The organism is Candidatus Hartigia pinicola, from assembly GCA_020541205.1.
GTDB classification, from domain to species: Bacteria; Pseudomonadota; Gammaproteobacteria; order Enterobacterales; family Enterobacteriaceae; genus Hartigia; species Hartigia pinicola.
The window spans coordinates 1102443-1125897 of record CP048208.1; the positions used below are offsets into that span (position 1 = coordinate 1102443).

Sequence of the window (23455 nt, forward strand, 5' to 3'; positions counted from 1 at the left end):
AAAACTATTCGAAATAATGCTAACTTTTCTGTAGAAGAAATTAAATAGTTATGTAATATGATCTGTATCAATCGTGGCATGAAAACGCTGATACTGCTTTTATGTTTATACATACATAAAATGTTGATAACGTACATACGACTTGTAAAAATTATTATACAAATAAAATATTTTTATTAAAATATTTTTATTGCCAAATAAATATACGCCATAGATGCTTGTGCTATATATTTATTCATGTGCAATGATAATGATACTATATAAGAATATAAAAGTAAATTAACAATGTTTAATTGGCATAAAGTGACTAAAGGTAATCATTGCAATAAAATAAGAATAATACATTAATACTTTTGATATGATTTTAAAGATCTTAATTCTTAATCAAGATAATGAATTTTATGGAAAATAGCAATGATAATACTGTATCTTGAAAGCGCGGAAGGAAATGTCTGAATATCCGTTTCTAGTTTGTCACGTTAGCATTTTATTTCTTTCCTATTGTACAGAAAAAATTAATAAAATCTGCAATATAATTACGTTACTCTTATTTTTAAGAGAGTTGATTTAATGTTTAAAAAAGTTTTGAAATATTTCTATAAGTATGTACAGTCATTATGAATAATATCACGAGAAAAAGATAAAAATTGTTCATACCGTGTTATGATATATTTATCCATGAGTGTAATTTTTATTCTTTTCAACTGTATTATCTATATTAATTTCTTACCTCTCTAAGATATCTTAGTTATTGTTTAATCTATACTTAAATTACTTAGAATGTATATATTTAATATTATAACTATCATAAGTATAAATGATCTATCAACTGATTCAGTAGAATTATTTTATTTAATACTTCAGAGGAGATTATAAGCATGCATTTGAAATGAATAAATTTATGAACAACGTTATAACCTCTATAACTATAAAATTCCTACATTATTATTCTTGAGTTGCTATCAATATATATAATATTTCTGTAGTCTTATAGTCTGTGTAGATATTATATATATTGTTTGGATTTTAAAACTAAAAATCAATTTCAATTTATTGTTTTATAATTTTCAATATTCCAATCAGTGATCTGAGGTAATGATCACTACTGTTCATAAGGATTTCTTAATGCCTGTGATTACTCTTTCTGATAGAAATCAGATTCAGTTCGATTATTCTGTTTCTGTAATGGATGTTGCTCACGCTATTAGTACTAGTCTTGCACAGAAATGTATTGCTGGACGTATTAATGGTAAATTAGTTGATGTTTGTGAACTTATTGAAAATAATGCGAATTTATATATTATTACAAGTAAAGATGACGAAGGTCTTAATATTATTCGTCATTCTTGTGCGCACTTATTAGGTCATGCAATTAAACAACTATGGCCTAATACAAAAATGTCTATCGGCACGATTATTGATAATGGTTTTTATTATGACATTGATCTTGACTATGCTCTTACACAGCAGGATTTAAAAAAGATTGAAACGCACATGCTAAAACTTGCCACAACAAATTATGAAATAATTAAACGTCGTGTTGCTTGGCGAAAAGCTCGTGATACTTTTTTAAAACGTGGTGAAGATTATAAAGTTGAAATACTTGATCAAAATATTAGTCAAGATGAATACCCATCCCTATATTATCACAAAGAATATATTGATATGTGCCGCGGTCCTCATGTACCAAATATGCGTTTCTGCCATCACTTTAAATTACAAAAAGTGTCAGGAGTATACTGGCGCGGTAACAGCGATAATAAAATGTTACAACGTATTTATGGTACTGCATGGGCAGATAAAAAAACACTTAACACTCACCTTCTACACCTTGAAGAAGCTGCCAAACGTGATCATCGAAAAATTAGTAAGGCATTAGACTTATATCATATGCAAGAAGAAGCTCCGGGAATGCCGTTTTGGCATAATGATGGCTGGACTATATTCAGAGAATTACAAACATTTTTACGTACTAAACTTCAATACTATCATTACCAAGAAGTAAAAAGTCCGTTTATGATGGACCGATTATTATGGGAGAAAACAGGTCACTGGGAAAATTATAAAGAAGCAATGTTCACAACTGATTCTGAGAATCGTAAATATTGTATTAAACCAATGAATTGCCCAGGTCATATTCAGATCTTTAATCAAGGTTTAAAATCTTATCGTGATCTGCCACTACGTATGGCTGAATTCGGTAGCTGCCATCGTAATGAACCGTCTGGTGCATTACATGGTTTAATGCGTGTCCGTGGTTTTACACAAGATGACGCACATATTTTTTGTACTGAAAAACAAACATTAAGTGAAGTTACTAATTGTATTAAAATGATTTATGATGTTTATGCAACATTTGGGTTTAAAAAAATAACTATTAAACTATCAACGCGTCCTGAGCAATATATCGGTACTGATGATATCTGGAATTCTGCGGAAACTTATTTAGCTCAGGCATTAAAAAACCTTAATATTGAATTTAAATATCAGTTAGGTGAAGGAGGATTCTATGGTCCTAAAATTGAATTCACATTATATGATTGCTTAAATCGCGGATGGCAGTGTGGTACTATTCAGTTAGATTTTTTTTTACCAGGTCGCCTTAATGCATCATATGTTAATGAAAATAACCAACATATTATACCTGTCATAATCCATCGTGCTATTTTAGGTTCTCTTGAGCGTTTTATCGGTATTTTAATAGAAGAATACGCAGGTTTTTTCCCAACATGGCTAGCTGCAAAACAAGTTGTTGTTATGAATATTGCTAATGCTCAAGAGAATTATGTTCAGGAGTTAGTTAAAAATCTAACAAGTGTTGGCATTCGTGCTATAGCAGATTTACGTAATGAAAAAATTGGTTTTAAGATTCGTGAACATACCTTAAATCGTGTCCCTTACATGCTTATATGTGGCCAAAAAGAAGTAAATTCAGGTAAAATTTCTGTTCGTACTCGTCATGGTAAAGACTTAAATATTTTAGATATCAATGAATTTACTAATAAACTATTAGAAGAAATACGCAGTTATAAACTTAATCAAATGGAGGAATAAGGTATTAAAGGCGGAAAAAAACTCCCAACAGCACGTCAACATCGTATTAACGAAGAAATCCGTGCAACTGAAATCCGTGTTACAGGTTTAAATGGTGAGCAACTTGGTGTAATGAGTGTCCGTGAAGGACTCTCACAAGCAGAAGATGCTAGTGTAGATTTAGTTGAACTCAGCCCTACTGCTATACCACCTGTTTGTCGTATTATGGACTACGGAAAATATCTTTATGAGAAAAGCAAATCTCAAAAAGAACAGAAAAAAAAACAAAAAGTTATTCAAATGAAGGAAATTAAATTTCGTCCTGGAACAGATGAAGGCGATTATCAAGTAAAATTACGTAGCTTAAATCGCTTTTTGGAAGATGGTGACAAAGCTAAAATTACACTACGTTTTCGTGGTCGTGAAATGGCACATCAAGAAATCGGGATTGAAATGCTGAAACGCATTCAGACTGATTTAGATAAACTGGCATCAGTAGAATCATTTCCGTCAAGAATTGAAGGACGTCAAATGACTATGGTACTAGGACCAAAGAAAAAATAGTTAAGCTGTAATATAGCATTTACTAATTTGTAAGTGCTATATTTTAAAGGTCATATGTCAAATTTATTGTAATATTGTTGAAAATACTTATATTTTATTTTAAGATTAATACCTAAAAAACTAATAGTCTTGCTTTGTTTATATAATAGAACAACAATAAATATTAAATAAATAATCTATTAAAAAGTATCACAATACCTGTCAAGCGTTCTTTTAGATTCAATGCTATTTTAACAAATCATTATACTGTAGTTCATGAGTCAAGGCTCAGGAGATAACTTTGAAAGTATCAAAAATGATTGTATTTTTTATGTAGGTTAAACATAATTAAAGCAATTTATATATATGATTATTTCTCATCATATAATCACATTCTTTATCAGGAAACACGATAAATTTTACCACGATATACTGTGTGATTCAGACACATGATATTTATATTATTACTGTATGATAAACGATACGTATATTACTGTGTATTATTCATTAATAATTATGCAACTATTCTTCGAATTTTGATATTACTATTAATATGGATCTAGTAAGTAAATGTTACAATATTTTCCAGTAAAGCTTGATGTCAAGCTCTAACAATTTATTTTTCTATACTATAATTTAAAATAGTAAGAGATAATAGTCTAGATTAATTCACTACTGGATCATCTTTAACAAGAGCTAATATTACAGATAGATAAAATATACACAAGTTCATTCAAATCAATTTCTATGCAATATATGTTATTACCTGTTCAAAAATATTTCTTCACTTTGTTAAAGTATTTCTGCACGAATCTCATTACTGCGAGTTTTTTATTTTGAAAATATATGAAAATAATTATGTTTGAAAATATCGAATAGGTTATCAACATATAATCTAGAAATTAATGCTAAAAATTTGATTTTTATCTTGATTAATCTAAAAAAAAATATTAACATTTCAATTATCATGAGTACGTCAAACAATTTTAAAAACTTAGTATAGTTAAGTCACATAATAGTTTATAACCTGTTATTTTCTAAATGAATTGAAATATTGTCTAAATGTATGCTTTAACACAATTAGAAGCGCTCTTTATTAAGAGCGATAATTACAATACTAAATACAGAAAAATTCTAACAGCATATGTAATCTTATTAAAGACAAGGTATGCATAATTGAAGTGTATATAACTAAAATATAGCAATAAGTGAAAATTTTAAGCGTAAAATAATATGTGGACAAAATTAAAATCAGCTACTAATAAAACCGCCTAGAAAACAGTTTGACGTATCGTCTATTATATTAAATACACATTTGTATAAAAATTTTTTTATAAAATTAAAAAGTCTTTCCAGTAAAAAAATTAAATTTTATACTGATATAGATGAAAAAATTATCATTTTACATTACATAATTTAATATTCATGATAAAAAATCGTAATAAATAAAAGTACACTATATTTTACAAGGATTGAATGAACATCAAACAGATCAATATAAAATATTAGATCACATGACAGAGACATTTAAAAAATCTACTAGTTATTTAACTATTTTCTATAAGCATTAAAGAATAAAAATATTCATTTTACTAAAAATAAAAAATACTACAACTACTAAATAGTAGCTTTTATAGAAACATGGCAGCTCTTCGCCTAGTTAATTCTTCATTTATTACAATACAAATTTGGAAAATAAAAGATGCCAAAAATTAAAACTGTACGGGGAGCGGCACAGCGCTTTAAAAAAACTGCAGGCGGTGGATTTAAACGTAAGCATGCAAACCTTCGACATATTTTAACTAAAAAATCCACAAAACGTAAGCGTCATTTACGTTCGAAAGGAATTGTATCTAAAAACGATCTAGGTCTAGTAATAGCTTGCTTACCATACGCATAAGTCAACCTGAATTCATTAAGATGAAAAGCATTAGGAGAGATAATTATGGCTCGTGTAAAACGTGGTGTCATTACACACGCACGTCACAAAAAAATCTTGAAGCAATCTAAAGGTTACTATGGTGCTCGCTCACGTGTTTATCGCGTAGCATTTCAAGCTGTAATTAAAGCTGGTCAATATGCTTACCGTGATCGTCGTCAGCGTAAACGTCAATTTCGTCAACTATGGATTATACGCATCAACGCAGCTGCTCGTCAGAACGGCCTAAGTTATAGTCGTTTTATCTGTGGATTGCAAAAAGCATCAATTAATATCGATCGTAAAATTTTAGCAGATATCGCAGTATTTGATGCATTATCGTTCACTACTCTTATTGAAAAAGCGAAAGATGCTTTAGTATGAAATTTCTTTAAAAAGAAAATATAACTTATGATATATATTCACTATTTATTTTATAAATACTTGATTAGATAAAATTTCTATATATCTCATCCTATAAAATTTATTGTTTTTCGTTTTCTGTATTACTTCAGCATCTGAATTTCACCGGGCTCTTTCGTAAAAATAAAAAATAACGCCAAAAGCCTTCCTAATGAAAGTTTTTCATTTTTTTTGCTTAGATAAAAATTACAGTAATTAATTAAATAATTATTAGTTCTGTAAATAGTCTCTAAGTTCTTTATTAAGTAATGTGTAATTAGCAAAACGACTTTAAAGTTATAAAGAGGCAAAAAATCATGCAATATCTTGCTGAACTAGTTAAAAAAGCAAAAGAAGCTATTAAAAAAACTCAAGATGTGGCTATGTTAGAATCAATTCGTGTTGAATATTTAGGTAAAAATAGTCACTTTACACAACAAATGAAAATGTTGTGTAATCTGCCAAAAAATGAACGTCCAGCATATGGAGTTATAATAAACAAAGCGAAAATGGAAGTGCACCATGCATTGAACAACCGTAAAAATATTATACAAGCTGTAACAATAAATACACGTTTATTATCAGAGAAGCTTGACATTTCATTACCTGGACGTCGTATGGAAAATGGTGGATTACATCCAATTACGCGAACAATGCAACGCATGGAAAATTTTTTTTGTAACTTAGGATTTAACGTTGAAACAGGTCCTGAAATTGAAAATGACTATCATAACTTTGATGCATTAAATATTCCTCCTCATCATCCTGCTCGTACGGATCATGACACTTTCTGGTTTGATGATCAACGTCTACTCCGAACTCAAACTTCAGCAGTGCAAATCCGTATCATGAAGGAACAACTGCCGCCAATCCGTATTATTACATCAGGTCGTGTATACCGTAACGATTATGATAAGACTCATTCACCCATGTTTCACCAAACAGAAGGTTTAATTATTGATGAGCACATTAGTTTTACTCACCTGAAAAGCATACTACATGATTTCCTAAGATTTTTTTTTGAGGAAACAGTACAGGTTCGTTTTCGTCCTTCTTATTTTCCATTTACAGAACCTTCTGCAGAAGTTGATGTTATGGATAAAGATGGTAAGTGGTTAGAAATATTAGGCTGTGGTATGGTACATCCAAATGTACTTAGAAATATGGGTATTCACTTAGAACTTTATTCAGGCTTTGCGTTCGGAATTGGAATAGAACGTCTAACAATGTTACGCTACGGTGTTTCTGATTTACGTGCATTCTTTAAAAATGACCTTCGTTTTCTTAAACAGTTTAAATAATGTGGAATTCTTTCATGAAATTTAGTGAACTCTGGTTACGAGAATGGGTAAATTTAACGATTAGCAGTGAAAAATTAGCTAATCAAATTACGATGACGGGTTTAGAAATTGATGATATTACATCAGTATCTGAACAATTTGATGGTGTTATTATTGGTCAAATTGTCGAATGTAAGCAACACCCTGATGCTGATCGATTGCATATAACAAAAATAAATATTGGTAATAATCATGTGTTAGATATTGTCTGCGGAGCACAAAACTGCCGTCAAGGTTTAAAAGTTGCTGTTGCCACTATTGGTTCGATGCTTCCAAATAATTTTAAAATAAAAAAGGTAAAACTACGCGGAAAACTATCCGAAGGTATGCTATGTGCTTATTCTGAGCTAGGTATTGCTTCTGATACATACAACAGTATTATTGAGCTACCATTAGATGCACCAATTGGTACTAATTTACGTCAATATTTAACACTTGACGATAATATAATTGAAATCAGTATTACAGCAAATCGTGCTGATTGTTTAAGTATTCTCGGTATTGCACGTGAAGTAGCAGTTATCAATAAACATAATCTAAATGAACCCTTGATCAATAAAATCATACCAACAATAGCTGATTCATTCCCTATCCGAATTGAAGTACCAGAAGCATGTCCACGCTTTCTTAGTAGAGTAATTAAAAATATTGATATATCTGTACCAACACCGATCTGGATGAAAGAAAAATTGCGTCGTAGTGGAATATCTTCAATTAATGCAGTTATTGATATTACTAACTACGTGTTGCTTGAATTAGGTCAACCTCAGAATGCCTATGATTTTGATTGCTTACATGGTGCTCTCATAATTCGTATGGCAAAAAAAAATGAGAAACTAGTTTTATTAGATAGTCGCGAACTTATTCTTGAATCTGATACGTTAGTTATCTCAGATGAAAAAAAGACACTTGGAATTGCAGGTATTTGCAATGGTAAATACTCTCAAGTGAGTAGTCAAACAAAAAATATTCTTTTAGAATGTGCGTTTTTCAATCCTTTATCAATTACTGGTAGAGCTCGTTACTACGGATTACAGAATAATGCATCTTATCGTTTTGAACGTGGTGTTGACTTTAAGTTACAATTTAAAGCTATTGAACGTGCAACTCAATTAATTTTTGATATCTGTGGTGGTTATGTTGGTAAAATTCTTGATATAACTAATTCTGAATATCTTCCTCAATCTGCTCATGTTGTTCTTACTCGTAATAAACTTGATCGTTTGATTGGTTATGTTATTGATAATAGTACGGTTACTGATATTTTGATACGCTTAGGTTTTAAAGTGGATATGAAACAAGCCTATTGGAATGTGATTGTACCAAGTTGGCGTTTTGATATACAAATTGAAGAAGATTTAATCGAAGAAGTAACACGCGTTTATGGTTATGATAATATTCCAAATGTATCATTACATGCTAATTTAATTATAATTGAGCCAAAAGAAAACCAGTTACCACTGAGTCGTGTAAAAGCGCAGTTAGTTGATCGTGGTTATCATGAAATAATTACTTATAGTTTTGTTGACCAAAAAATACAAGGACTGATTCATCCAGGACAAAAAGTTTTAACATTAACTAATCCAATTTCTGTAGATATGTCAGTTATGCGTATATCACTTTTAACAGGTCTTTTAACCACCGTTCTTTATAATCAGAAACGTCAGCAAAATAGAATTCGTTTATTTGAGAGTGGTTTAAGCTTTATTCCTGATCATCAATCAGAATATCAAATACATCAAAAAGCTGTTTTAGCAGGTGTGATTACTGGATATAAATATGCAGATCATTGGTCTTTAGATAAGCAGATTGTAGATTTCTTTGATTTAAAAGGCGATCTCGAAGCTATTTTAGAATTAACAGGAAAACTAACACAAATTACATTTAGACCTATAATCCATTCCGCTTTACATCCTGGACAAAGTGCTGGAGTTTATCTTGATAATGAACATATTGGTATTATTGGTGTCATTCATCCAAATTTAGAACATAAACTTAATTTAAACGGACGAGCTATTGTATTTGAGATTTCTTCTGACGCAATAAAAAACCGTAAAATCCCTTATGCTAAAGAAATTTCACGCTATCCATCAAACCGCCGTGACATTTCTATTATTGTACCTCAGAATGTTTCCGCTGCAGATGTTGTGGCGGAGTGTAAAAAAATTAGCATCAATCATATAGTTGGCATAAACTTATTCGATGTGTATTGTGGGAAAGAAATAGCTAACGGTTATAAAAGTCTTGCTATCAGTCTTTTCTTCCAAGATATGCGATGTACTATGGAAGAAAAAGATATAAAAACTACTATTGATCTGTGTGTTGCTGCATTACAAAAGCGATTCTCAGCCTCTTTGAGGGACTAAAACTATGGCGCTTACTAAAGCTGAAATATCAGAAAAAGTGTTTGAAAAACTTAGTATCAGTAAACGTGATGCTAAAGATCTTGTAGAAACTTTTTTCGAAGAGGTTCGACACTCTTTAGAAAATGGTAAGCAAGTAAAATTATCTGGATTCGGTAATTTTGATTTACGTAATAAAAATCAACGTCCAGGACGTAACCCGAAAACTGGGGAAGACATTCCTATTACCGCACGACGTGTTGTTACATTTCACCCTGGCCAGAAATTAAAAAACCGAATCGAAAAAGCGATACTGATAGAAGAATAACAGATGTATATAAAACCAAAAGACCTCTAAATCGGTCTTTTGGTTTTTTATAATTTAAAGAGTATTTCAATATAAATTAAACATATATTACTAATTTAATGATATCTTTTATGTTATAAAATTACCTTAAAATAATATGATTTAATAGAAAAGTGAATATTTATTAATTAAGTCTTCTCAATAGCATTGCAAGAAAAAACAGTATTGAGAGCCTAAATATTTGCATCAGATGCAAGTTAATTAAATGTAATAATTGTCATGCAATATTTAATATTTTGATATATTTTTGTCATTATGACAATTGAAAATAAAATCTAAAAATATAGCTGATTTTAAGGTGCTCATCCATTTATTTAAGATATTATCGTTCAGATGAAGCATGTCCTTCACATTGTATGCATGTTGAAACGCAATAGAGCTTTTTTCTAGCACTTTATAGATTTTAAGTAATGATATGTTTTATCAATATTTAATGCGTTTCTCTTTAATAGTTACATATGACTTAATGAATTTAGCATAATCATTATGAATCTAAAAAATTATTAAATCTTTTTTTTGTGAAATAGTTACATGATAAATGTTATAATAAAAAATGCTGACAAATATTCAAACACTTCTCAGAATTATTGAACAATTCAGAAATATTTTGAGTTAACCTATTATAATTTAATGATTTTATTCTTAGTAATAACATTGAGAACATAAAGTACATTATGTTCTCAATGTTATTATTATACTAACAATATCATAATTAATTATCTGACAGTATTTCAATTTATAATAATAATATATGAAATATATTACAAGTATCAACAATGAGCATGTCTCATATCAAACTTCCAGTGTTTACTATATTTTTAAGGAAATTATTTTTATCTACTAAATATATATCATTTAATATTAAACTTTTTCATTATATCATAACCGTTTTACGAACTACATTAAGTATCTGAATGTTTTAAAATCAATCACAAAGGAAATGTTAGCATTCTGATTACAACTGAAACAGATCTTACTAATTATTTTTAAAGGTGACATTAGAGTGTGTGCTTTTTTTTAATATTTTTAAAATGATAAAATAATAACATTGCATACACTTCTTTAAAAGAATTACTAAAAAGCTATGCTCCTAATAACTCACTGACTGAATATGCAGTGATACATAAAATGTTTGATAAATATAAAATTTATTAGCACATATGTATGTTCAGTAAATACAAACTAAGAATTTAATGTATTAAAATATTTTGATCAACGTTAATTAATATTTCATTTTATTATTCATACTTTAATTTTATATATAATGTTACAATGAAGACTTATTTCATTAATATTCTCTCGATTTTATATACATAGCGTCATAAAACAGCACACACAATAATTGACCCTCAACAACAATTTATGCTTATGCAAAAAATAATCTTTTTTATACTCGATATAAGTTAAAAAACTTTTTTCAAATCAACTTTTTACCTATTAAAATATACATATTTTAGTAAACTTTACTTACTTAAAAGCGTACAATATACTTAAATATAATATTATTTTTTAAGAAATTTATAATTTATAGATGATATAATATTTTGATAGATAATACATGATGTATTATCTTATGTGTTTACTTAGGGATGATATTAAAGAAAATTATTGGTAATTAACTATGATACATATTTTAAAAGAGTTATAAAACTCATTAATTATTTAAAAATTTACTCTGTTAAAATCTAATTTTTATATCTTACTTATTTTATAAGACATTCTATACACTAACAATTAAGAGACCTAATAAAATAGATAAAATAGAAAGTTAGCATATATTAAAATATTTAGTGTGATTAAAAAATATTTTTAGTTAATGTAAAAACAATAAAATTCTGCTAGAATAATTTAAAGTCATCTTTTTAAACTAGATTGTCTCATTATCTAATTAACAATTTGAAAATCAATAATAAAACTTTTCTGTATCAAGAGTTATTATAATAATGAAGCTGCAATAATTATAAAATTGATTGCAATTTTATAATTATTTTATAACACATGCAACAAAAACCATTTGAGATAGTGATGAAAATAATTTGTTAAACTAATAAATAGTTACTGATATATAAATACTGCGTATTTTAATTATAATTTACGCTTTACTATTAATCATCACAACTAGTCAAAATAATATTAACACTTCTTTTTATAACAACACGTAAGTTATATAAATTTATGCTTATTCATAACACATAATATCCCTGACTAGAGTTGAAATAATCTGTATATCACTATTTCATTGTTTTTCTATTAATAATAAAATACAAAAAATCAGTCTACTCGTTGTTTTATATAACGTTTAAAATGTTTAATATTGATATATTATACAATGCTAAAATAAATAACATGAGTATTTATACTAAAATCTTATATTAAAAATAATGTAATTAAATTTAAAGAAAATTTTGAAGCACTTTCTTGATATTAAAAGTTACACATTTAGTTTATTTTGTTAGCTTTAACAAATTCTGAAATATCTTTTAGAGGAAAATTTTCTATTACTTTAAAAATTAAAATCATATGATTAATTCATATTAAAACTATTATATAATTACTTTATCCAACAGTCAATAGATACATTAATATTTCTTTGTATTGTAAATTATTGATAATTTTTATTATACAGCATAATTAAATATACTATAAAAATCTGTAATTTAATCGACGAAGATAGATCTGTGATCTTTACATGTTTAACATTATCAATATATAATTGTTATATTTTTTATTTTTTAGACATGTACCTTTCATGGCAAACTGAAAATTTTTACAAAAATCATTATATTCTAATAGGTAAGTGTTGTTTTTAAAATCTAGTTACTATTTTATTAAAAAACTCACATAGGGATAAAAACAAGAGAATATAATAATTCTTTTATTTCTTATTTTGAGAATTGTATAAAGTGCACTATTTTTAAATGAATAGTTCTATAAGTGTATGTTACTTATGTCGTCTTTTAAATTTTATTTATTTTTAGATCATTAAATTGATCCTAGCTTTTATAGGAAAGTGACGTTACTAGATACTGTATCTTTATAAAATGACATTATAATTATTAATATTATAAATTAATATTTTAAATACACCACTAAATAATTAGAGATAATATAGCTTATATTGTGTTATGTATAAGGAAAATTTTCAATAGAATAAAATACAACTTTACTTTTACGTTTATTTTATTTCTTAAGAAATGATAAAAGATGACCTATCATTCCATGAAGAAAAATAAAGAATTTGTTTTCATCTATTATTTTATTTTACTAAAATTAGTACATACTATAACTGCATATATCTACAAAAATTAAAGTGTTAATATAAATTATAATTCAAATATTTAATTTAAACAATAATATATACTTTAAAATATATTTTTTGATTACTACATATAAATACAATTTATTTAAATATAATTAAATATTTAGACTTTTCCTAAGTATGCACTACATCTTACTTATTAGCATTTAATGTAATTTAACAATCAAATAATATTTAAATTATATTAGTGATTCAAGAAAGTTGTATTATTTGAATGTTGTCTTGCATCTAATCGCCAAATGCAATGATATACTATATAAGAATATTTCTTAAGTTAATATTATAATATTATTTATTTCATGATCACTAGAAAATAGTTTTATTTTATAGTTGAATAAAGACTTAAACGAAACACTAAAACAATAGAATTTTTATTCTGTTATAATTAAGATCAGAAGGACATGTAACGAATATTTTTCAATAAACGAAATTCTGGTAATCATTTTTAATATTAATTTCTCTTTAGTTAAAAATTCATACTTTACAAATATTTAATAAAAATATATAGTAAGAATGATAAAGCTTACTACAAACTTTGTAGACTTTTATTTTTTATATTAATCGGAAACCTATAAAATCATTATAAATTTTGATCTTATGTTAAATACTTTACTAGTTGGTTATATAATTTTTTTATACTGTTATTATATGATATATTTTATAAAAAAATAAAAGTTTTATCAGATAGAATCTACCTAACAAGCTGTTGATATTCTTTTATACAGATCACTGTGTATTTGATAGCCATTAAATAATAATTTAAATTAACTGATAATCAATGCAATATTAATTAACGTATTATAAAAAAAATAAGAACAATAATCTAACTGGAAATACTATCAGTGTATTACTCTCAGTTAATATTTAAATATATAAAATTTGTCAACATTCAAACATAACCAGTGATCTCATAACGATATAACATTGGTAAATCAATCTGAATCGATTACTTTATTCATACTATAATTTTAAAAAATAAATTTCTCTCAACATTAAGAATGATGTCATCAAAATAATTTTATGATTGTTGAAAATACTAATTAGTATGTGCTATTCTAATAACATGTATAATTATAGTAAATAAAATTCGCTCTTTAAACATTTATTTTATAATATATAAATATATTTAAATTATACTTGTAAATCAATTTTTTGTATTTCATCTTATTACTTTAATTTAATAAAAATTAAACTTTTCTAAAGCTTTATTGATCTAGATGTATATTAACTAGATTTTTCTCAAGAGAACGATATTCTTAAATTTTAGTTTAGTATATGCAATAAAGTATCTATTATATATACAAAATTAACATTGTTAGATTTATATAAATATTTTAACACCTAAAACTAAAAATTTATTTAGTATCTCTTGTATAAAATAAAAGAAGAATCCATGCTATAGTGATAAAGGAAAAAATATTCAAATGTTATCTAGTGATAATCAGTATAAACTTGATAAGTTAATTCTTAATATTATATTACAAATTTAACATTTATTACTTTTTGTTATTTCAATAATTTTTTAATATATCGTAATGTATTATTCGAAAATATTTCATATATAATCAGTCTTTGCTAAGAAAATATTTAAATTTATAAACATAATAATATATTATCTAATAAAAATCAAAAAGTTATTATAATGATATAAATTAAGAAAGATTTTTTAAAAAATAAAATATTTGTTATTTAGTTAAATAAATACATACGATATTAGAAAATAGTATATATGCATTATTTTATATTAAGGTGCATTCCTATAAACTAGATTTCGAGTAGCATATACGTTCTAATCATTTTTCGAGTACAGTAATATATACCACTACTTAAAATTTTAAAAACTGTCTAACAAAGAATTGAATATATTAAAACAACTTTTAAATATAGTTTCACTCAGTATGTGAAAAGAGAGTGCAATACTAAAAACAACTTTAATCTATAATTAATGAGGAGAAAATTCAAGATACAAATACATCGTGTAAAAAAAGTTAATAATATAATTAAAAATTTCTAGGATAAAATAACGTATCTTGATAGAGAGATAAAGTATCCGAAATGTTATTACAAAAATAAAAATAATATTTTATAGCATAGATATTGTGACAAATAGAAAGTTTTAAAAACATATTTAGGATATATTACAAATATCTTAACAGATAATATTTATTAGATGAAGTATTTTAAAAACATATATTATCAATATACCATTAAAATTATTGAGATAACAAAAAATATTTTATATTGTTATATGTAACATCCAAGTATTTGTGAATCAACAATATATTGATATGATTGTAAAATTTCATAAAATATTGAGAAATAATGAGAAATATTTAAATAATTGATTCACTTTAGGAACTTAATATTTAGCATTTTTTATCGTTACGCAGATAAAACTGAATAAATTTTTTTAAGTTATGTACCTCAAAATTTGTTTTTATAAATAATTAATTTTGTATATTACACATGAATTTGTGTTTTTTTAAAAACAAAAAGTCTAAGCTCAGTAGATAAATATTGTAAAGAATTTTATATTATTCTAGACATGTATAATTATTCAATTAGCTTATCTAATAATGAAGATTGATTCAGGTTACAATGTTTTTATTAAGAATGTTATAATATATTCATTAAACATATTATTACTCTGGAATTATTTTACGCAATATTAATAACGCTTGCTAACAGTGATTTCTATATATTAAAACTATATAGCAGTTCATAACTCTCACGAATAACTAAAAAAATCTTAACAATGTTAAATTATATTAAAACACTCTCGTTTTAATTTTAAAAACAGCATGCTATCCTTAAAAGATAAAGTTATGATATTAAATTTATCAACTAAAATATTTACATTTTGTTATGAATATTTATCTAGTGCATAACTACAAAAGTTTTAAATATGAACAGATATCAATACTGAGTTTAAGAATTTAGTGTATTTAGGTTTGACTAAGATACAGCCATTTTTTTTGCAAAGTTTTTACTCATTGTATTAAATGTGTTTGCAAAAAATTACTTTAGTAAAACTTTATACATCTTCTAACATTTAATTAGCATCGCAAAGAAATCAAGCTCTTTCTTAATAAGAACGGGTTGCATCTTAACTATGAGTCATTAAAAAAATTATAGGTTAATAACCTACATCTAATAAAATACAGTTGTTTATATCACTAAATCTTAGTTTTATTAGTTAGCATTGTAATTTGATATTTCTCATAAATAAACCTATCAATGTTTAAAATAACAAAAATATATTACTTGAGATCAATCTATCATTTTGATTTAAATAATGATTTCACTATAATAGTGTGCCTATAACATTAATGAAAAAATCAAATTATTATAGATCTTTTGATATTACTGAACCAGTAATATGTATCTTATTTTAGATGCATCGAGATAATGCTGTACTCAAAAAGATTTTAATATTTCAATAAAAAGATAATAGAACTAAAAATTAATATCAGTTTTGAGTTAAAAAATAACTCTTAGTATATTGAAATATTTTTGAATACAATAAAAAAGTTTCGTCATACACTGTATAGAAAAATAATACATAACTACCTTAAAATTACTAAGTTTTGCAACAACAGTTTTAAACTCTCATTCACACACTCTTAAGTGTATAATTAACACTCATCATATTTAATAGAATTTCATATAACTATTGCAATAATAAAATTAATTAATACAATTTACATATCTTAAAAAGATAAACATTTTTTAAACACAGAATGATACACAATAAATAAAAATATTTATTATAATCATAAAAGCATAGAGAACGTTACAATAGTAATCTTTACAGTACTTAAATCATTGAGATAATTCTCTAGAATTTAGTCTATAAAAAAATATTTTAACATACAGTGAGAAAATATATGGATATATTTTTAGTTTATTACTAAATAAATATATTAAAACTTAGCACTTTAAACTTAATCATTTTATAATCATTTATTAATAGATATATCTAGATTATAATTCTATAGATGATCAATGAGTAAATACAATACTATAAAATAATAAGCATTCTTATTTTTGTATATTTAAGTTTAGTATAAGCACCAAATGTATTAAATAAAATTATAGAACTTAAATTGTTATATGTTAGCCTCTTTCAACAATAAATTTGAAATTTATTTGATTATTATTTAGGTGACTAATTAAATTAAAAATTATTAAACACTGATAAGCCTTACTAAAAAACAAGTGTGATGTATAAAATATCTTAAGTTATATTTCAAACATAATATTGTATAAAGCTAGACCTCTAAAAATAAAATTTTAAAATATGCAAAATTACAAAATAGAATCTTATTCGTAACTTGATAAATTGCATTAAGAGATTCTCAACACTAAATCTGTAGTGTTGATAAAGATACTTTGATAAATTCTATTAGTTCTAGACTTAATAAATAATTAAAATCCATCATTTAGATTAATAATCATGAGTTAAGTATGAATACATTATCATACTTAACGCAAACACTTACTTTTTACTGAGAACTTCACATTAGATATTGCTTAATATATTAAGATAACTTATAAGTTCAGTAATCTTTGCAATTGTATAATAAACTTTTATTTAATAAAATTAATCTATTTTTACTAGTTTTGTTCTATGTATTTAGGAAATGACTAAATACAATAACCTAACATTCTAAAATTTCACTTTTAAAATATGATACAAAATCTCGTATAATAAAATTGAATAGATTATTATATATTATATCAAATAACAATTTTGAATTATATTCAACCATCAAAAATCATACTCAATAATACATATTCCTTATTGAACTATTAATTAAATATTATCGGTACATATTATAATTAATAGTTTTATTTTAAAAGGATAGACTAGTTAATGTACTAAATTATTATCTTAAATAATGCTATTAATGTTAATTAATAACATGTTTATTTTACATCTAATGATATTGGTATTATCATAATTCTGTCTCTGTCATGGAAATTATATAGCTTTATCTCGCATATTAACTTAAGCAATCACTCTAGTAGAACACTCCGTAATTACTAACACTCAAATTACATAGCGCCTATTAACGTTACTATATTCTATTCTCAATGCATATGTATCCATGTTTAATATGAAAATAGTAATTCGCAAAATAAGTTTAACGATGTATTCATATAAAACTCTAGATTAAAAATCTGAAAGCTCATATATTCGAAATAAGGAGTTACTTCTCTTCTATTCTTAAACATACATGTGTTAGGAAGTATAATTATGTGATATAAATAGAAGTTTATATTATTTTAATAACTTCTAGATTGCACTTTAGTAAAAAAATAGATTCTAATGCTTATTTCAATAATGTTATTCACAGAAATTTAGCTATCTCACAATAGATTTCGTAAAAATAAACGCTTGCATCCACTAGACTGTTTCAATTTTTATATTGTATATTGAATGATTTAAACATACTTATCTAATCTTTTAAAATTAAATAAGAAAAATATTTTTAGACTTCCTCATAAATCTTAAATAGTTATATATATTATTTTTGTAGTTAAGCTAAAATCTATACAAAATAATTTATTTTATATATATACAATAAAAAATCTACAACGGTAAAATATACAAAAGTATGAAATTCACTGTAACAAGAAAGTCAGTGCTATATTGTAAATATATTTAACTCAACTTTCTCTATAATAAAAAGGATACACACATTTAAAACACAATAAATTATATAAATTATATTTCTGCGTTTTATAAAAAGGAAATAAATATGGCGAAGCCACTTAAATATTGTCTAGATTGTACCCAATCACCTCAAAAAAAAGAGGATAATAATACTATTTTAACTAGTAAAAGCGCAATGAAACGCTACGCGCAAATTCCAAGAAAAATAGGGGGTCAACTTGTTGAACTCAGCACGCATGAACTCGAATATATTCCACTAGATACTCAACTGCTCGATTCTATTAAACTAGCTAGACATATTAAACGTAATGGACGTCGCCGTCAGTTGCAATTTATTAGTAAACTACTACGTATACGTGATATTTCGCCTATTGCTAATGCATTAGATAAACTAAAAAACCGTCATAATCAACAATCTGCCATTCTATATAAACTTGAAGACTTGCGTATGCGTCTTCTTAAAAATGGTAATGATGTTATCGAAGAGGTAATCATCTTATTCCCGGGTATTGATAGACAGAAGGTAAAAGCATTAGTACGTAACGCTAAAAAAGAATTCTCAGATAAAAAAACATCGAAAGCATTTCATCAAATTTTTCAATATTTAAAAGAACTATCAGAAATTTCTTAATTTATACTGCACACATTTTTTAGATAGCTATTGATTTCTAATTTTATCAGATTTTCTTGTTATTATATTACTTTATATATACATTTAAAAATAGCTATTATATTTATGTATACACAATACTCTATAATTTTGATTACATAAAATTTTGTATTTTTACAAAGTTTGATTTCATGCTTACATTTTTCTCACATGATTTTGATGTTATTTTTAATTAAAAATTATAATGGCATAAAAAACATCTTCATACAGAATTATCTTGGTATATTATTATATTTAATATATATTATTAAATATAAGACCACCATTATATAAATAAATCATGCGATGTCAATTTGTAAAAAATACATCATTTAAAATGTAATGATCTTTATGTTATTTTATATATGAAATATTTAATATTTTCTGTGCAACGTGAAGACAAGAAATATTATGTTCATCAGTTAGATATAATTTAAAATTTTAATGTTCTTCAAGAATATAATGATGTTTCTCTAAACAACTTAGATACATGATACTAAACGAATATTTAATATCATATTAAAATATACAGTTCATAATATTTTATTATTACAATGATTATCATTTCTGTATGATACACAAAATTCAAAAAATATTTTAATTATAATTTATCAGTCTATCATATATACTGAAAATATATAATTAATTTTATTTAAATGAAAAACGATTCAGACGTGTTACCGTAGCTATTTTTATTTATGACTAAGATGAAATAGAATAGAAGATTGTCCTTCAATGTCTAACATAATATGTTATTATATCATTCATAACATCTTTCAAAAAACTTATAATCTTTTTACGAAAGTTATCTGCATTTAAGATTTTTATATCAATATTTACAAATTGATCTTGGTAGGCTAGGTGCTACCCTTAACTAACTATATTTTAAATATTATTCTTCAGAAGAAATGCATGCTATTGTTAACAATTTCTTTCTAAAGATCTAAATAAACTATATTAGATACTTTTATTTAAATAAATCTAGCATATTATGTTTAATTATTCGCTATTTTTAAAGATATAAAGTCAAACATACAAACCGCTCATATACATTAAATTGCAAGATTACATTTATTAAAATATTTTCACTAATTATACGATAATAATATTTTTTTAATTTATATCAGATACATAAAGCATTATTTTATAAAAATTTTTCATAGACTTTTATTAATATCTATGCAAATTATAATATATTAATACCTATCTTTTATGTTTAATATTTAATATTTGAACATACATACGTTAGAAATTTATTAAAGATTATTAACTTTTATCAAGGATAACGTTCAACAAATAAAAATTCTTAATTTATATAGAGAAATATTATAGTGTTAAGCAAATAATCTAAAAATTTACATTCTAACAAGTAACAGTAATAATTATAAAAACTTTAAGAGTGACTTTAATCTAATTTATCAACAAATACTCAAAAACAAACTTTCAGTGTTATTAAAAATACATTAATAAAAATTATCAACTATCTTTTTGATTAATAGTCGATATTATCGACTGATGTTTATACTTATCATCTAAGCATAAAGTATCATCTCACTAGACAGTAGTATGAACTCCTTTTGTAGGGATGAAAATTTAATGTTTTTAGGTAAGGACAATTGCAAATTTATAACTCTTGATAATTTAATTACAAGATGTCATAAAAATAATATGCAACTTAATTATTATTTCTCCAATAATGCAGCGAATTACCGAGACGTAACAAAAATAATAATCTACATGATTTTCTTGACTATAACATATACGCATTGAAATTTTGTTAATGTAAATTTTTATTAAGTTAATATAGCCGTTGATCAATTTACCACAAATTTCTACTCGGCTATTGATTACAAAACTTTATTTTTACTACTTTTGTAATAAAGCGATATATTTATTTTAATAACGTATAATCAGAACTTTTAGTATACATTCGAAAATAACTAAACTCAGTAATTATCAGAAACTATTTTATAATTTATGATGTACGTGATAAAATTAAGGTATTACTTTCATAACTCCTTATTTTAGTTGCTAATACGTTATATTTGAAAATTTACTAATTCATTTTTTATACTAAAAAATAATAAATAATTTATAAAATGAACTCAGATAAACGCTTATTCAAAGCTAGGCTTATATTATATATCTTTATATCAATATCAAAAATATATTAAATATAATGTATTTTTTAAAATAATTTAACTCTCTAATTTTTAGATAATAGATAAGTGACGTTAACTGAATGCACACAAGAGTCATACAAATATCTAAAAACGTTGACAACTAAATTCAATAGCATACAATATGTAAAAATCCAATCAATTTCAATGACTTTGTCTTTCTCAATCTTCTAGAATCATAACTAACACTTCAGATAATCTATCTTACTTTACAAAAGAAGTAATCAGCTATTATTAAATTATGATTATTTGAAACTAATTAGTTTATAGCTAATGTTTAAGCTTTATGCGATTTTAATATTACCATTACAATGTGGATCAAAATTTGATTAAGACTTATTGAATAATCATAACCTTAAAACTAGTTTTTATAAACACTGCATTATTTATTAAAAATATAAACAACAGAAGTTCTAAAAACTATTATCCTTTCACTGTTATTTAATCAAATTATATTAAATACTTTACATCTATTTATCTTAAATTCTCTTAACTATTGTCAAATTTAAATTATAACTTCATGCCACATGAAGTATTCATAATTAAATTGATACTACTGATCTTTTAAAGTAAATTTATTTTTAAAATAAATTTATTTTAATAATCATAACTTACATAAATATATCCTGTTAAAACTTATATATTCAGTGAGAAAGTGAATTTTAATACTACATATCAGAAAAACTAAAGAATAATTTAACTTCAATTAAAATATTGTACTTAATAAGTGTAATAAATATTTATAATACAATGCAATAGTGCAAAAAGAGATTTTTTTTCGTAAAATGACATGAGAAATGAACCCTATCTACCTAAACTTTTTCAAATATAATATTCACTGTTAATATATCTATTTTACATATGAAAATGTATAGTAATTTTATAATTGAATACAATAATGTTCTTAATCTTCTCTATTCAAGAGAGTATTGATGTAGCTTTAATAATAAATTTTCCTTTTTAAAGTTTTTACATTCACTCAAAATTAATTTTTATAATGCATTAGTTATTGAAAAATAAATTAATATCTAATTAGATACATATAATGCACATATACTATAAAATATAAGCGATCTATGAATCCGCTTGACTAATTTGAAAACATATTGATATTATTATCATATTTTTTATTCTTATATGTAAGACATGTAAATAGTTTTAGTATTACTGGCAAAAATGAACATTATATCATTAAATAAAACGTGATTATAATTTTTGTTTATTATTGACGTCTACTACTTTTATGTTTTTTCTCATGAAATGTATAAATATTCAATAATACATCATACCATTCATGAATCGACGATAAAATTATTTGCGATAGCATCAATATAGTTACGGTTAGCTTATTGTAAAGGTATAGTCTATAAAAATAAAATGACAAAACTATTTATTTTCATTATTACAAAAATGATTAGAATAATACATAGATCTTTGCGATTATAAACAAAAAAGCATGTAATATTAAAAACTAGTTAAAATATTCAATTGTAATGTTAATCTCAAAAATTTTCTATGATAAAATCTTTTTAATCCAGACAAAATAGTATTAACATTACAATTTCATCAAAAATCTATAATGTGTAATTTTTTTAAACTTGTTTGATAGTGAATAACGTTATATGTTATATTAGACTGAATTAGCTTGCATATTGTAAATTAACATTATATGATCTACCTTC

General features: G+C 24.7%; 8 protein-coding genes. All 8 read left to right on the forward strand.

Going from position 1 to position 23455, the window contains the following annotated elements; genetic code table 11:
- The first annotated feature begins 1125 nt into the window (after window positions 1–1125).
- On the forward strand, window positions 1126–3054 hold the full coding sequence (thrS, locus tag GFV14_RS02090) for a threonine--tRNA ligase (RefSeq protein WP_457914031.1): 1929 nt from the start codon (window positions 1126–1128) through the stop codon (window positions 3052–3054).
- 3 nt (window positions 3055–3057) lie between these two features.
- Window positions 3058–3597: a translation initiation factor IF-3 gene (gene infC, locus GFV14_RS02095; protein ID WP_457914676.1), complete on the forward strand. Its 540-nt coding sequence runs from the start codon at window positions 3058–3060 to the stop codon at window positions 3595–3597.
- A gap of 1681 nt (window positions 3598–5278) precedes the next feature.
- The gene (rpmI, locus tag GFV14_RS02100; RefSeq protein ID WP_457914032.1) at window positions 5279–5476 is read left to right on the forward strand and encodes a 50S ribosomal protein L35; all 198 of its coding nucleotides are present in this window, start codon (window positions 5279–5281) and stop codon (window positions 5474–5476) included.
- A gap of 45 nt (window positions 5477–5521) precedes the next feature.
- Window positions 5522–5878 carry a 50S ribosomal protein L20 gene (gene rplT / locus GFV14_RS02105; protein WP_457914033.1) on the forward strand — a complete coding sequence of 119 codons (357 nt, stop codon included), beginning with the start codon at window positions 5522–5524 and terminating at the stop codon, window positions 5876–5878.
- Window positions 5879–6213: 335 nt separating this feature from the next.
- Complete coding sequence (gene pheS, locus GFV14_RS02110; protein ID WP_457914034.1) at window positions 6214–7197, forward strand: phenylalanine--tRNA ligase subunit alpha; 984 nt, start codon at window positions 6214–6216, stop codon at window positions 7195–7197.
- A 14-nt stretch (window positions 7198–7211) separates the two neighbouring features.
- A complete protein-coding gene (pheT, locus tag GFV14_RS02115; RefSeq protein WP_457914035.1) occupies window positions 7212–9602 on the forward strand; it encodes a phenylalanine--tRNA ligase subunit beta in 2391 nt (796 codons plus the stop codon).
- A 4-nt stretch (window positions 9603–9606) separates the two neighbouring features.
- On the forward strand, window positions 9607–9906 hold the full coding sequence (locus GFV14_RS02120) for an integration host factor subunit alpha (RefSeq protein WP_457914036.1): 300 nt from the start codon (window positions 9607–9609) through the stop codon (window positions 9904–9906).
- Between the two features lie 9123 nt (window positions 9907–19029).
- Complete coding sequence (gene yjgA, locus GFV14_RS02125; protein WP_457914037.1) at window positions 19030–19575, forward strand: ribosome biogenesis factor YjgA; 546 nt, start codon at window positions 19030–19032, stop codon at window positions 19573–19575.
- Window positions 19576–23455: the final 3880 nt, after the last annotated feature.